The organism is Phyllobacterium sp. 628, assembly GCF_014189505.1.
Classification (GTDB): Bacteria; Pseudomonadota; Alphaproteobacteria; order Rhizobiales; family Rhizobiaceae; genus Phyllobacterium.
The window spans coordinates 3,402,183-3,416,024 of record NZ_CP050301.1; the positions used below are offsets into that span (position 1 = coordinate 3,402,183).

A 13,842-nucleotide genomic window follows, 5' to 3' on the forward strand; every position below is an offset into this window, starting at 1 on the left:
TAATCTATTAGGCGCCATCTTTGCCGCCGACGATTGTCGACGCGGCCTTGGACAACCAGGAACCGGCATTCTGGCGGGGCTCAAGTCCGCCGCTCTGCAGCAGCTTGTAGCTGTCCTTATACCATTGGCTATCCGGATAATTCTGCCCAAGAACAGCAGCTGCCGCCTGCGCTTCGCTCGTCAGGCCAAGTGCATAATAGGCTTCGGTCAGACGGGCCAAGGCTTCCTCGATGTGACGCGTATTGGAATACTGCTCGACAACACCACGGAAGCGCTTGATTGATGCAAGATATTCTTTGCGCTCAAGATAATAGCGTCCAACCTGCATTTCCTTGCCGGCGAGCTGATCGCGGGCAAAGCGAATCTTTTCCTTGGAGTCATCGATATACTCGGACTGCGGGAAACGTTCGACCACTTCATTAAACGCGGCAATTGAGCGGCGGGTCATGCTCTGCTCGCGGGTAACGTCAGGAATCTGGCGATAGTAGCAAAGGCCGGTGATGTAATAGGCGTAAGCGGCTTCCGGCTGTGTCGGATAAAGCGCGATATAGCGCTTCGTCATGGCCAGAGCGTCATCATACTTGCCGGCGCGATAATTGGCGAATGCACCCATGACAAGCGACTTGCGGGCAAATTCCGAATAGGGATGCTGGCGGTCTACTGCATCGAATTTCTTCGCGGCTTCATCAAGACGACCAGCGTTCAAGTTGGCCAAAGCCTGATTATACAGAACGTCAGCGGGTTCGATCGTTTCGACATATTTTGTCAGATCGAGATCGTCATCCTTGGATGCACAACCTGAAATAGCCGTTGCACCAGCAACCGAAACCAGAAGAAGGGCCAAACGGGCCTTGCTGCCAAATCCTGCACTCATCGACATTCTGCAACTCGCCATTCTGTCTTAGGCCCCATTCAAGAAATTAGAGCAATCTGCGCAAATCGATATCACGTTTGCGCATCATGCTCTAGATACAGTCAAACTAACCGTCAGTTGCGCGTTCTTAAACCACAAGCCAACAGAATCAGCAATCTTATTGCCATGTAATCGTCCAATTTTGTGGCGGAGACAGAAATCAGCTGTGAAATAGAACTATTCCTTCGTTTTTGGCAGTGAAAGATGTCCCACCTTGTAAATCTGGGTCGTTTCGCTGATTGCTTGCGGCCCGTCTGCATTCCATAAACGAAACCGGACGCGGGTCCATGTGGTCGGTTCGAAAGCGGAAACGGATGCCAGAACACCACCATTTTGGACATCGTCAAGCGCTTCTGCACTGCCCCATTTTCGCAATTCACCCACTGATGTATGGGCTTCGACCGGCAAAATCTCACGCGTCGCAAAAGCCGCTTGCGCAACATTGTCTGATAAAAGTGCTTGCCAGACAAACCAGCTTTTGACCTGGGGCCGTCCGAATGCCTGTGACACGCCCGCAAAGCCCTCGCCGCCAATGAAGTTGTTGAGACCTTCCACCTGTTTCCAGACATAGAATGGCGCATAGAGATTTTCGCGGCTACGCGTTTCATCCCCGGGACGGGCCGTCAGATAGGCTTTGAACTTCAAGTCGGGATAATTGTCGAGCAGATGACCCTTATCCGCAATGCGCCGGTCAATGATCCCCATGTCGTAATCGGCAGGCAGAACAAAACTATACTGCATGGCAATCATGATCGTGCTCCTTCACGTTCAATCGGTTCGAGCCAATGCACGGATTTGCCATTGTGCACCGCCTGAATACTGACATAGGAAAACGTACTGGTGGGCGTCGCACCGTGCCAATGGCGCTCATCGGGAGCGAACCAGACACAATCGCCCGCCCGGATTTCTTCGACAGGGCCACCATCGCGCTGCGCCAGCCCAACGCCCGACAGGACATAAAGGAACTGGCCGCGCGGGTGGGTATGCCAATGGGTGATCACATCGGGATCAACCATCGCACGCATCACAGTGTTCTCACCCTCGTGCTCACTTTCGAGCAGTATCTCCGCCCAGAACGGTGCCGTAGAGATACCATCCGGAGCGCGACCTATCGCGGCGCCATTGCGGCGGATTGTCATTTCAGGCGGGCAGGTTTTTACCTTGGTCATCATATCATCGCTCATGGAAAAGATTGCTTACGGAAAGTCGGTTGAAGTCAGGCGACGCCAAGCATCTGCATGCCACCATTGCTGAATGACCATTCTTCCCGGGCAGATGCGCTGATGATGATCATGACATCTTCAGGCCGCACTCCAGGCGCATCTGCAAGCCTCTCCACAAGTCGCTCGTAAAATGCCTTCTTCGTCGCCGTATCGCGTGGCTTGCCAATAGTGATGGCGAAGATGATGAAATCGTCGGAACGCGGGCCGCCAAGATAGTTGCGGTCAAAGATCAGCTCATTTGGACGAAGCTGATGAATGGCCTGAAAACGGTCGTCAGCTGGCACGTTGAAAGTTTCCACCATCGCCTGATGCAGGCTGTCGGATACGGCCTTCAGGTATTCGGGTGATTTGCCCTCAATAAGGGTAATGCGAGCGAAAGGCATGGATTGATCCTTTTGTTTGGCGTTCCGAACGAAGTGAAAGGAGCGCGGTAAACTTGACGAATTGGTTTTAACACTTCACAATCATCCTGATAATCAGATAATATGAAACAAACGATCCCAAAAAAGTGGATTAACGACAATGCGCCAACTGACCTTTGATCTGGACGTGCTGCGCACTTTCATCACGGGCGTCGATATGGGTAATTTCGCCAAGGCTGCGGACAGGCTTGGCCGGTCAACATCGGCAGTCAGTGCTCAATTGAAAAAACTCGAGCAGCAAACAGGAATACCGATTTTTCAAAAAGCCGGACGTGGTCTTGTTTTGACCGATGCAGGCGAAACCATGTTGGCCTATGCACGCCGGTTGATTGATCTTAACGACGAAGCTGCCTCGGCAGTCCATGGTATTGAGCTGGAGGGCTGGGTGCGGCTTGGTTTGCAGGAAGATTTTGGCGAGACACTCCTGCCCAACATTCTTGGTCAATTCGCGCGGGCCCATCCCAAGGTACGCATAGAAGCGCGTGTGGCACGCAATGCCGAACTTGTTGATCGCGTCACGTCGGGAAAACTTGATCTCGCGCTTGCGTGGAACACAAGCGCACCTCCACAGAATAGCCAGCGCGTTCTGGATGTGCCGATGTGCTGGGTTGGTTCTTCCAGCCAGAACGAGGTTTGGGAATTATCAAGCGGCGAACCCTTGCCTTTGGCAGCATTGGAAGCACCTTGCCTGCTGCGTACTGCTGCGACCGCTGCGTTGGATAAAGCCGGCATTCCGTGGCGGCTTGCCTTTATCAGCCCAAGCCTTGGCGGATTATGGGCCGCGACAGCAGCCGGTCTTGGCGTGACAATCCGCACGCCGATTGGCCTGCCAAAGAGCGTTCGACCAATTGGCCGGGAGATTAATGGGCTTCCGGCTTTGCCAATGCTTGGACTGGATCTTCACCGTGCCGATGCGGAGCCTGCACCTGTCACTGCGAAGCTCGCAGCAATCATTCTCCAGGCTTTGCAGGACATTCTGCCGGCAGATGCAAAGGCAGCTTAGGAGGGTTGGGGTATGTTGAACATTGCAGAAACCATGGTGCGTGGTTGGACAGGCTCACCATGAGGAAGATTGTTGATTGCAAAATTATCGGCAATCTTCGCAGAATAAAGCTCCCTGCAACCCACCCATCTCCCTCATGGTGAGCCTGTCCAACCACGCACTGATGGGATGAGCAACCCTTACCTGTCGAAGGACGAGGATATCTAAACTACCGAAGGCGCAAGCAGAGGTGCATCTATTGTAACAAGCGATGCACCATTATTGGGATGCGTTGCAATCTCAACAAATTCAAAGGCATCTGGGTCCGACAACAAAGCGCGTAAGGCCATGGCATTCAACCGGTGTCCGCCGCGATACGATTTGAAACAACCGATAAACGGTGCTCCGGCCAGAGCAAGGTCGCCAACCGCATCGAGCGTCTTGTGCCGGACGAACTCATCCGGATAGCGCAGACCGCCGGGATTGATGATCGTATGGTCGTCACCAATCACGAGAGAATTATCGAGCGACGAGCCAAGAGCGAGCCCTGCGGCCCAAAGCTTTTCAACATCGCGCATGAAACCGAAGGTTCTGGCCCGCGAAATCTCTTCGCGGAAAACTGTCGCGTCCATGTTACCGGCAAAGGATTGTCTACCAATAGCAGGCGTCTCGAAATCGATTTCCACTTCATACCGCGTGCCATCATATGGAGAAAACTCCGCCCACGACGTTCCAGCTTCAATACGGGATGTTTTGAGAACCCGGATATAGCGTCGTTTGGCCGTTTGCTGAAGCTGGCCCGCCTGCTCAAAGGCCGCAAGAAACGCGGCCGACGTACCATCAGCAATCGGCACTTCCGGCCCGTCAATCTCAATATTCAGGTTATCGATCCCTGCCCCGGCAATTGCCGCCATGACATGCTCAACGGTGCTAAGGGTGATGCCAGATCCATTGGTAAGTGTGGTGCTTAGATCTGTCGTCCCGACTTCAGAAATCAGTGCCCTGATGGCATGGCTAGCTCCGGACACATCCACCCTGTGGAACACAATTCCAGTATCCGGTTCTGCCGGCAGGAACGTCATGGTCACCGGTGTGCCGCTATGCACGCCAACGCCGGATAGCGATACGCGTTCTGCTATGGTCGTTTGATAGTCGCGCAACTGAAACCCCATGCCCTGCCATACATTCGTTATTCTTGGAGCGTTATCCCTAGGAATCAATCCGCTCCAATCAATTTTGCGCCGCAAGATACAATTGCTGTCGCACCAAACAAAATCACGGTTTCAACAGTCGCGTAACGAACACACCAAGGCCAGAACTAAGTCGTTCTTCCAATTTTTCAATAGCTTGAATGAAAAAACCCGCCATTGAAACAATGGCGGGTTTTTTAGTTTTTAATATTGCGTGATCGGATCAGTTGGCTTGACGGCGCAGGAAAGCCGGAATTTCCAACTGATCGTCCTCAGAAGCCTGACGTGACTGTGGCTGAACACGGCCCTGCTCATCGAGCTGTCCGCGACGCGGCGCATAAATCGACGCATCCTGTGACAATGGACGGCGTGGCTCTGCCGGACGCATAGCCGGTTCACGTGGCTGTGCTGGCTCAAGCCGGGCCGTTTCATCTTCACGGCGTGTCAGACCAGCGGTCAGACGCTTCAGGAGACCCATCGGGCCACGGTCTTCGTGGCTGTCATGCGATGCCTGATCGCGGCCATGGTCGCGGGCATTGAATTCAGCCTGAACAACCGGCGGGAAGTCGGCAACATTGGGCATGCGGGGAGCCGGTGCTGGCTGCGCAACCGGCGCGGCATGCATCTGAACCTGTGGCTGCGGTGCTGGCTGATGTACAGGCTGCTGCGGCGCTGCAGCAATCGGTGCATCAAATACTTCCGGTGCAGGAGCCTGGAAAATGCGGCTCTGCGGGCGGAATTCCTGTTCAGCAGGCTGCGGTGCACGCTGTGGCATTTCGAGTTCAGCAGCGCGCATCGCGTCTCCTACCGGATCAGCGACGCGGGCGGCTGGCTGCTGCACGACTGGACGTGGTGCGGCAGTTTCAACGCGCGCAGCAGGCTGCTGTACCGGCTTGGCAATTGGCTTCATCGGCTGGCGAAATTCGATCGGCGCTGGGGCCGACTCTCCCAACTGCTTGTCGATGCCTGTTGCCACGACCGAAACGCGGATGATGCCTTCAAGGCTTTCATCAAATGTTGCACCGAGGATGATGTTGGCATCCTGGTCAACTTCTTCGCGAATACGTGTTGCAGCTTCGTCCACTTCAAACAGCGTCATATCACGGCCGCCGGTGATCGAAATCAGCAGACCCTTGGCACCGCGCATGGATGTTTCGTCAAGCAGCGGGTTGGCGATAGCAGCTTCAGCAGCAGCCATTGCGCGGCCATCACCGGAAGCCTCACCGGTTCCCATCATCGCCTTGCCCATCTCGCGCATGACCGAACGAACGTCGGCAAAGTCGAGGTTGATCAGGCCTTCCTTGACCATCAGATCGGTGATGCAGGCAACACCGGAATAAAGAACCTGATCGGCCATTGCGAATGCATCGGCAAAGGTCGTCTTGTCGTTGGCGATGCGGAAAAGGTTCTGGTTCGGAATGACGATCAGAGTATCGACATTCTTCTGCAGGTCTTCAATGCCCATATCGGCGGTGCGCATGCGGCGCTGCCCTTCGAAATGGAAAGGCTTGGTGACAACACCGACAGTCAGGATGCCCTTTTCGCGTGCGGCGCGGGCAACAACAGGCGCTGCACCGGTGCCGGTACCACCACCCATACCTGCCGTGACAAAGCACATATGCGTGCCCTGCAGGTGGTCATTGATCTCATCGATGCATTCTTCAGCGGCTGCGCGGCCAACTTCCGGCTGCGAACCTGCGCCGAGGCCCTCGGTGACTGCCGCGCCCAGCTGAATCAGACGTTCAGCCTTCGATTGCGACAGTGCCTGTGCGTCAGTATTGGCAACAACGAACTCAACACCGCGCAAACCGGCATTGATCATGTTATTGACCGCGTTGCCACCGCCACCGCCAACACCGAAAACGGTGATCCGGGGCTTAAGCTCGGTAATGTCCGGCTTTTGCAGATTGATGCTCATTTGTTTGTTCCTTTTTCCTTTACCGCGTCGCCGCCGCGGTATCTTTTTGGGTTTCCCCGGATTGATTAAAAACTCTCTTTCAGCCACTGGCCGATACGCTGAAAACGCCCACCCGTACCTGTCATCAGCGATGATGAACCGGCCTTTACAGAACGCTCCTCAATTCCTGCCACCTGCGGATAGATCAACAGACCGACCGCTGCGGAGAAAGCTGGCCCCTTGGCTGCTTCGGGAAGTCCCGTAACACCCAGAGGACGGCCAATACGTACGTTGCGGGCCAGGATGCGGCGCGCCACTTCAGGCAAGCCCGCCAACTGGCTGGCTCCACCTGTCAGGACAACACGTTTGCCGACAATCTGGCCGTAACCGGACTGGTTCAGGCGATCACGTGCCAATTCCAGCGTTTCTTCAACGCGAGCTCGAATAATGCGTGTCAGGACGGCACGCGGATATTGATTGGGGACATCACGTCCGTCATTCCCAAGCGGAGAAACGCTGATCAGATCCCGGTCATCAGCGGCGCTCGGCAATGTTGAACCGTGCATCACCTTCAGACGTTCGGCATCGTCCATATGCGCTGACAATCCACGCGCCACGTCCATGGTCACATGATTGCCGCCAATGGCGATTGCATCGGCGTGAATGAATTTGCCTTCGGAGAAAACAGAAATCGTCGTGGTGCCGCCGCCCATGTCGATACAGGCAGCACCCATTTCCGCTTCATCATCCACAAGCGCCGAAAGACCACTTGCATAGGGTGTCGCGATCATTGCCTCGACGGACAAATGGCAGCGGTTGACGCAGAGTTCGAGATTGCGCAACGGTGCAGCATCGGCGGTCAGCACATGCATCTCGACACCAAGGCTGTCGCCGATCATGCCGAGCGGATCACGGATGCCTTTTTCGCCATCCAAGGCATAACCAATGGGAAGCGAATGGACGAGATGACGTTCAGTAGCGAGTGCCTGTTTGGCACCGGCACCCAGCACACGGCGAATGTCCGACTGATCGACTTCATGGCCGCCCAGATTGATGCTCGCGGAAAAGCTTTCGCTCTTCAGGCGTCCGGCAGAAATGTTGACAATCATTGAATCGACGGTCAGGCCAGCCATGCGCTCGGCTGCATCAACAGCAAGGCGAATGGCCTGCTCGGCCGCGTCCAGATTGACGATGACACCTGACTTGATGCCGCGTGACTTCTGGTGACCGATGCCAAGCACTTCAATGCGATGGGTACGGCCCGGCAGATGTGCGCTCTCTTCGCGCGGACGCAACCGGGCGATAATGCAGCAGACCTTGCTTGAACCAATGTCAAGAACTGTCAAAGACCGCGTCCGTTTTGCGGAAGCAGGTCCAGTCGACGCGCCCTTCCCGTTCAGAATACTCATATACGCTTCTCCGAACGCTTTGGCGCCTTATCACGCGCCTTCAAAAACTCTACGCGCTGAACCATCGCGTCTGGTGTCAGCTTCAAAACCACCCGGTCCGGAAGACGCATATCGACCGAAGCGATTGCGCGGGACAGCAACCCATCCTTCCGGTCCATCCGCACCACATCGGCAAGTGCCTGATCAATGCGATATTCGGGCAGCATCAGGTTCACGCCATTCTTCAAGATCAGGTCCCAGCGCCGGTCAGCCACGCGCGAATAAGCCTTCACCTCAGAGACGATCTGTGGAAACGCAGCGAGCTGAGCAAACAATATCTTTGCCTGCTTGTCGGCACCCACACCCATGATCAGCGGCAGGGTCGAGCCGCGGCCCGCCGTGTAAGGTACAATCACACGGCCATCAGCATCGATGATCGACAGGTCGTCGCCATTCTGCCAAACGGCCATGGCAGTGCGCTCATGAATCGAAATCTGGATCGTGTTCGGATAAACCTTGAACACATCGACGGATTCCACCCAAGGCAAAGTTGCCACCGCCTTTTGTGCATCAGCCGCACTCAGACCGACCAGCGATGTCTCGCCGTCCAGACCAAGCGCGCCCAGCACGTCGATCTCGGAGGTTTCCTTGTTACCAACCACCTTTACGTCTTCGATGGCGAAACCGAACGTCGAAGTCGTTACTTTGACCACCTCGGGGGCATGACCACCGAGAATGGCGCCATAGGCACCTGTCAAAGCCAGAAAGACCACAGCACCGAGCGTACCGGTGTGATTCGGGATATGAACCTCACCTTCGACCATGCGGGTGAAGACGCGCACAGGCTTGCGCAGAAATTTCGGCAGGACGAAACGGAAGCGGCCAAAAGCCCCATAGGTATACGACGGCCTGTCCGAAGACACCGGCGCAGCACCTCGTGGGTGTACTTTTTTGCCCTTCAACGCAAACACGATGCGTCCTCCACCATCCAACTCAACAATTCACCGAAGGTATGCCCCGCAGCTTTGGCGATATCAGGTACAAGAGATGTTGGAGTCATGCCCGGCTGGGTGTTTACCTCCAGCCAAATCAGTTCACCATCTTCGGAAAAACGGTCGTCGTAACGGAAGTCCGACCGGCTAATCCCTTTACATCCAATTGCCTGATGCGCCTTGAGTGCTAGTGTTTGTATTTTTTGGTAAATTTTTAGTGAAATTTTAGCCGGACACACATGATTTGATCCGCCTGCAACATATTTTGAATCATAATCGTAGAATTGATGACCCACGGGGATGATTTCGCACACCCCGATTGCCACATCGCCCATGACCGCGCATGTCAACTCACGCCCATGGATGTACCGCTCGACCATAACCGTGCTGCCATATTTCCATTCGGCAGAGGTGATGACCTGCGGTGGATGCGACTGATCCTCCTTGACGATGACAACGCCAAAGCTTGACCCTTCATTGACGGGCTTCACCACATAAGGCGGCTTCATCGGATGCTTGGTGGTAAAATCGAAACGGTTCATCACCTTGGCTTCAGCAACAGGAATACCTGCCGCCTTGGCAACAATCTTGGCCTGCTCCTTGTTCATGGCCAAAGCCGACGCAAGCACGCCTGAATGTGTATAGGGAATTTCCAGATATTCGAGGATGCCCTGAATTGTACCGTCCTCACCAAAGGGACCGTGCAGCGCATTGAACGCAACATCCGGGCGCAGCTCAACAAGGGCACTTGCGATATCGCGGGTCACATCAACACGCGTAACCTGATAGCCTTCAGCCTCCAGGGCTTCAGCGCAGGCATTGCCTGAGGAGATACTCACCGGCCGCTCCGATGAAAATCCACCCATTAGCATCGCAACATGCTTTTTCGCCATGAAGGCAACCCCTTGAACGCATCCCCATCACTACTGCATCAAGCATCCCCATCGGACACACAAAGGACGCAGCAGCATCCCTTACCGGCACATAACCCCTTCAAAAATTCGAAGAGATTTTTGGGGTTCTGCGCGGCCGAAAAAAGACATGAGTTTCCGCAAGCCCGGCGATCAAGACCGCAGGCACCCGAGGCTGATAAAATCAGCCGACTCAAATCAGTTAACGCTTGCCCCTAAAGAATCAGAGAGTTGATTCCGTGACAAGTCCCCTTTGATTCAACAATGAAATTTCGCGTAAAAAAAGTGTTCGCGAATCAATTTCGAAAACAAAATCAGAGGCAAAAGCGCCTCTGATTCATTGCAAAAAAATTTCAATTTTTCCTACAGAAGCTGCCCCATGAACTCCTGAACTTCCTGTCCGGGGCGGAAAAGTCCCAAACGCTTGATTTCCCAGTGCAGCCGGATGCCGGAATTTTCCACCACACGGGCCCGGATAGTCTCGCCAAGCGTTTCAAGATCATGTCCTGAGGCAGTGCCCGTGTTGATCATAAAATTGCAATGCATCGGTGACATCTGCGCGCTGCCGATCATCAGGCCCCGTCCGCCTGCGGCATCAATTTCCTTCCAGGCGGAGGTGCCTTCGGGATTTTTAAAGGTCGAACCGCCGGTCTTTTCCCGAATAGGCTGAACGGTCTCGCGGTGCTGTTGCACGGCATTCATCGCCGCTTGAATCTCGTAAGTTTCGCCGGGCGTACCTTCGAACAGGGCGGACGTGAAAATCAGATCAGCGGCTGCGCCCGAATGGCGATACGCATAACCCATATCCGCGTTAGACAGGACATGGACATTACCCTTCCGGTCAAGGGCCCGCACTTCGACAACCCTCTCCCGGGTCTCCACGCCATTGGCACCGGCGTTCATGCGCAACGCACCGCCAACACCACCGGGAATGCCGTGATAAAAATGGAACCCGGCAATCTTTGCTTCCAGTGCCGTTGCAGCCAGCCGCTTGTCGGGCGTGGCAGCACCGGCGCGCAATTGCGTATCACCGACCCGCTCGACCTCGCCAAAGCCCTTGGCGGACAAGCGGACGACAAAACCCGGCACACCACCATCACGCACCAGAAGATTGGAACCGATGCCGACAACAAGGATTGGATATTCCTCAGGAACCGCTTGCAGGAAAGCAGCAAGGTCTTCTTCGTCAGCCGGCTGGAACATTACTTCCGCCGGGCCTCCGGCACGAAACCAGGTCACCTTTTCCATTCCCATATTGGGTGTCAGGCGTCCGCGCAGTCCCGAGAAACGATCCCCCAGCTCAGCAAGCAGGGCTTCGCCATCAATCCTTGAAGACATAATATCCTTCCAGCAGTTAAAGCGTGAGGCGTCGTGGCCTCACGCAACCGCAAAATCTAAAGCGCAACCAGCTCTTTTGGCAAGGCATAAGCCCATTGAGTGATACTTCCCGCACCCAGAAAAATGACGAAATCATCGGGCTTCGCGATTGACGCAATCAGCGGCGCTATTTCCTGAGGACCGGAGATATAGCGCGCATCACGGTGTGCCGCGGTCTTGATACGGGAAACTAGCGCTTCTGACGTGACGCCCTCAATTGCGTCCTCACCCGCCGTATAGACCGGAGCAACCACAACTGTGTCCGCATCGTTGAAACACGCGGCAAACTCGTCAAACAAGCTCGCCAAACGCGTAAAGCGGTGCGGCTGAACCACGGCAATGACGCGGCCTTTTGCCGAGTCACGCGCTGCTTTCAGCACAGCCTTGATCTCGACCGGATGATGTCCATAGTCGTCGAATATATCGACGCCCTTCCATGATCCCGTATGGGTAAAGCGCCGCTTCACGCCGCCAAACGACGAGAGGCCTTTTTTGATGTCCTCGGACGAAATCCCAAGCTCATGGGCGACCGCAATGGCGGCAGTCGCGTTTGATACATTGTGCCGGCCCGGCATTGGCAGCCGCAAGCCTTTAATTTCAGTGGTTTCGCCAGTTTTGCGTTTGGAAATTTGCACGTCAAATTGCGACGTTGGTCCATCAACCACAAGGTTGACGAACCGCACATCTGCCTGCGGGTTTTCACCATAGGTAATGACGCGGCGATCCTCGATGCGGGAGACCAGCGACTGTACTTCCGGATGATCGAGGCACATAACGCCGAAGCCATAGAATGGCACGTTCTCGACGAACTGCCGGAAAGCTTCGCGCACACGGTCAAACGTGCCGTAATGGTCAAGATGTTCCGGATCGATATTGGTGACAACGGCAATATCCGCCGGCAATTTCAGGAAGGTGCCATCACTTTCATCAGCCTCAACCACCATCCATTCACCCGCGCCCATACGGGCATTGGTGCCATAGGCGTTGATGATACCGCCATTGATGACAGTTGGATCGAGATTGCCCGCATCAAGCAGCGTGGCGACCATCGAGGTGGTCGTCGTCTTGCCGTGCGTGCCGCCAATGGCGACCGCTTGCCGGAAGCGCATCAATTCCGCCAGCATTTCAGCACGGCGCACAATTGGCAGCAGCTTTTCGCGCGCAGCAACCAGTTCGGGATTGGTCTTCTTGATCGCTGTCGAAACAACGATAACTTCGGCATCGCCAAGATTACCGGCATCGTGCCCAACGAAGACCTCGATACCCTTTTCGCGCAGACGCTGCACATTGGCGCTGTCTGACTGATCGGACCCTTGAACCTTGTAGCCGAGATTATGCAGGACTTCGGCAATGCCGCTCATGCCGATACCGCCGATACCGATAAAATGAACAAGGCCGATGTTGAGCGGCATCTTCATGGACGCACTCCTTTTTTGAAATCTGTCATGGATTGGCCGGATGCAATAGCCTCTGTAACGTCCGCAAGCAACCTCGTGGCATCAGGCTTGCCGGTACTACGGGCTTTTTCCGCAATAAATGCCAATCGCGTCGGCTCATGCATCGCTTTTGTGAGGATTTCTGCAATCCGTTCAGGTGAAAAATCCGACTGCTTGATCACATCCGCTCCACCTGCCGCCTGCAAGGCAGCGGCATTGGCGGCCTGATCATGATCAAGCGCATGTGGAAACGGCACGAGAATGGCCGGGCGGCCAATCGCAGCGATTTCTGACACCGTCGAAGCGCCGGAGCGCGACATGACGAAATGGGCATCAGCAATGCGGTGCGGCATATCCCGGAAGAACGGCGCAACATCGGCCTTCACGCCGAGCGCCTGATAGGCTGAGCGCACCTGCGCTTCGTCCTCGGTCCGGGCCTGCTGGGTAATAACGAGACGGGCGCGATCATCCGGTGACAACAGTCCGACGGCTGCGGGGATCGCACTGGAAAAATAGGACGCGCCCTGACTGCCCCCGAAAACCAGAAAATGAAACGGCTGGTGCGCCTGTGATGCCTTGTAAGCCTTGCCCACTTCCGCCAATACGGCGGGGCGCACGGGGTTGCCAGTCACAACGATCTTGTCGGCAAAGGGGCCTTCACCTTGCGGAAGGAAGCCTCCGGCAATTGCATTGACCCGCGCCGCCAGTGCTTTGTTGGCACGGCCCATCACCGCATTCTGCTCATGCACAAGCGTCGGAATTTTGAGCGCTGTTGCCGCATAAAGCGGCGGCAGGGTTGGATAACCACCAAAGCCAGCAACAAGCTTTGGCTTCAAACGCCGGAACAGTTTGCGGGAATCAAGATTGCCCCGCCAAAGCGTGAGGAACGTGCGAGCCAGTGAGATCGGGTTGCGGCCAGCGATGGTTGCCGAACGGACCACGTGAATTTCTTTAGCGGGAAAGCTGCCCGCAAACCGTTCAGCGCGGTCATCGGTGGCAAGATGGATTTCCCATCCGCGTTCGATCAGTTCATGCGCCAGAGCCTCAGCCGGAAACAAGTGCCCGCCTGTGCCTCCGGCGCACAGAAAAATAATTCCTTTAGACATCAGCC

The 13,842-nt window shown here is 55.2% G+C and carries 13 protein-coding genes; 1 reads left to right on the forward strand and 12 read right to left on the reverse strand.

Features of this window, described 5'->3' with window-relative positions:
* Positions 1-7: 7 nt before the first annotated feature.
* The 4 genes from HB779_RS18385 to HB779_RS18400 form a co-directional block, all read right to left on the reverse strand.
* The gene (locus HB779_RS18385) at positions 8-880 is read right to left on the reverse strand and encodes an outer membrane protein assembly factor BamD (RefSeq protein WP_371823871.1); all 873 of its coding nucleotides are present in this window, start codon (positions 878-880) and stop codon (positions 8-10) included.
* A 210-nt stretch (positions 881-1,090) separates the two neighbouring features.
* Positions 1,091-1,663, reverse strand: a complete 573-nt coding sequence (locus HB779_RS18390; protein WP_188343686.1) for a DUF4865 family protein — start codon at positions 1,661-1,663, stop codon at positions 1,091-1,093.
* Positions 1,660-2,097 carry a cupin domain-containing protein gene (locus tag HB779_RS18395; RefSeq protein ID WP_244642419.1) on the reverse strand — a complete coding sequence of 146 codons (438 nt, stop codon included), beginning with the start codon at positions 2,095-2,097 and terminating at the stop codon, positions 1,660-1,662. The genes HB779_RS18390 and HB779_RS18395 overlap by 4 nt, the downstream gene beginning before the upstream one ends.
* A 32-nt stretch (positions 2,098-2,129) precedes the next feature.
* Positions 2,130-2,519 (reverse strand): tautomerase family protein, encoded by a 390-nt coding sequence (locus HB779_RS18400; protein WP_188343687.1) that lies wholly within the window; start codon positions 2,517-2,519, stop codon positions 2,130-2,132.
* 139 nt (positions 2,520-2,658) lie between these two features.
* Here HB779_RS18400 and HB779_RS18405 point away from each other — a divergent pair, with 139 nt between their 5' ends.
* On the forward strand, positions 2,659-3,561 hold the full coding sequence (locus HB779_RS18405; protein WP_188343688.1) for a LysR substrate-binding domain-containing protein: 903 nt from the start codon (positions 2,659-2,661) through the stop codon (positions 3,559-3,561).
* Positions 3,562-3,764: 203 nt separating this feature from the next.
* Here the strand turns inward: HB779_RS18405 and lpxC are convergent, their stop codons facing one another.
* From lpxC to murG, 8 genes are all read right to left on the reverse strand, one after another.
* Positions 3,765-4,712 carry a UDP-3-O-acyl-N-acetylglucosamine deacetylase gene (gene lpxC / locus HB779_RS18410; RefSeq protein ID WP_188343689.1) on the reverse strand — a complete coding sequence of 316 codons (948 nt, stop codon included), beginning with the start codon at positions 4,710-4,712 and terminating at the stop codon, positions 3,765-3,767.
* Between the two features lie 241 nt (positions 4,713-4,953).
* Positions 4,954-6,648 carry a cell division protein FtsZ gene (gene ftsZ, locus HB779_RS18415; protein WP_188343690.1) on the reverse strand — a complete coding sequence of 565 codons (1,695 nt, stop codon included), beginning with the start codon at positions 6,646-6,648 and terminating at the stop codon, positions 4,954-4,956.
* A 65-nt stretch (positions 6,649-6,713) separates the two neighbouring features.
* Complete coding sequence (ftsA, locus tag HB779_RS18420) at positions 6,714-8,036, reverse strand: cell division protein FtsA (RefSeq protein ID WP_188343691.1); 1,323 nt, start codon at positions 8,034-8,036, stop codon at positions 6,714-6,716.
* Positions 8,033-8,986 carry a cell division protein FtsQ/DivIB gene (locus HB779_RS18425; protein WP_188343692.1) on the reverse strand — a complete coding sequence of 318 codons (954 nt, stop codon included), beginning with the start codon at positions 8,984-8,986 and terminating at the stop codon, positions 8,033-8,035. The genes ftsA and HB779_RS18425 overlap by 4 nt, the downstream gene beginning before the upstream one ends.
* On the reverse strand, positions 8,974-9,900 hold the full coding sequence (locus HB779_RS18430; RefSeq protein ID WP_188343693.1) for a D-alanine--D-alanine ligase: 927 nt from the start codon (positions 9,898-9,900) through the stop codon (positions 8,974-8,976). The genes HB779_RS18425 and HB779_RS18430 overlap by 13 nt, the downstream gene beginning before the upstream one ends.
* 381 nt (positions 9,901-10,281) lie before the next feature.
* Positions 10,282-11,256: a UDP-N-acetylmuramate dehydrogenase gene (gene murB, locus HB779_RS18435; RefSeq protein ID WP_188343694.1), complete on the reverse strand. Its 975-nt coding sequence runs from the start codon at positions 11,254-11,256 to the stop codon at positions 10,282-10,284.
* Positions 11,257-11,312: 56 nt separating this feature from the next.
* Positions 11,313-12,713: a UDP-N-acetylmuramate--L-alanine ligase gene (murC, locus tag HB779_RS18440; protein WP_188343695.1), complete on the reverse strand. Its 1,401-nt coding sequence runs from the start codon at positions 12,711-12,713 to the stop codon at positions 11,313-11,315.
* Positions 12,710-13,837 (reverse strand): undecaprenyldiphospho-muramoylpentapeptide beta-N-acetylglucosaminyltransferase, encoded by a 1,128-nt coding sequence (gene murG, locus HB779_RS18445; protein WP_188343696.1) that lies wholly within the window; start codon positions 13,835-13,837, stop codon positions 12,710-12,712. Before murG ends, murC begins: the two co-directional genes overlap by 4 nt.
* Positions 13,838-13,842: the final 5 nt, after the last annotated feature.

Excerpts from the sequence above, each read along its gene's own strand:
- HB779_RS18385 (WP_371823871.1), bottom strand. The coding sequence starts at position 880 with ATGTCGATGAGTGCAGGATTTGGCAGCAAGGCCCGTTTGGCCCTTCTT.
- HB779_RS18390 (WP_188343686.1), bottom strand. The coding sequence starts at position 1,663 with ATGATTGCCATGCAGTATAGTTTTGTTCTGCCTGCCGATTACGACATG.
- HB779_RS18395 (WP_244642419.1), bottom strand. The coding sequence starts at position 2,097 with ATGAGCGATGATATGATGACCAAGGTAAAAACCTGCCCGCCTGAAATG.
- HB779_RS18400 (WP_188343687.1), bottom strand. The coding sequence starts at position 2,519 with ATGCCTTTCGCTCGCATTACCCTTATTGAGGGCAAATCACCCGAATAC.
- HB779_RS18405 (WP_188343688.1), top strand. The coding sequence starts at position 2,659 with ATGCGCCAACTGACCTTTGATCTGGACGTGCTGCGCACTTTCATCACG.
- lpxC (WP_188343689.1), bottom strand. The coding sequence starts at position 4,712 with ATGGGGTTTCAGTTGCGCGACTATCAAACGACCATAGCAGAACGCGTA.
- ftsZ (WP_188343690.1), bottom strand. The coding sequence starts at position 6,648 with ATGAGCATCAATCTGCAAAAGCCGGACATTACCGAGCTTAAGCCCCGG.
- ftsA (WP_188343691.1), bottom strand. The coding sequence starts at position 8,036 with ATGAGTATTCTGAACGGGAAGGGCGCGTCGACTGGACCTGCTTCCGCA.
- HB779_RS18430 (WP_188343693.1), bottom strand. The coding sequence starts at position 9,900 with ATGGCGAAAAAGCATGTTGCGATGCTAATGGGTGGATTTTCATCGGAG.
- murB (WP_188343694.1), bottom strand. The coding sequence starts at position 11,256 with ATGTCTTCAAGGATTGATGGCGAAGCCCTGCTTGCTGAGCTGGGGGAT.
- murC (WP_188343695.1), bottom strand. The coding sequence starts at position 12,713 with ATGAAGATGCCGCTCAACATCGGCCTTGTTCATTTTATCGGTATCGGC.
- murG (WP_188343696.1), bottom strand. The coding sequence starts at position 13,837 with ATGTCTAAAGGAATTATTTTTCTGTGCGCCGGAGGCACAGGCGGGCAC.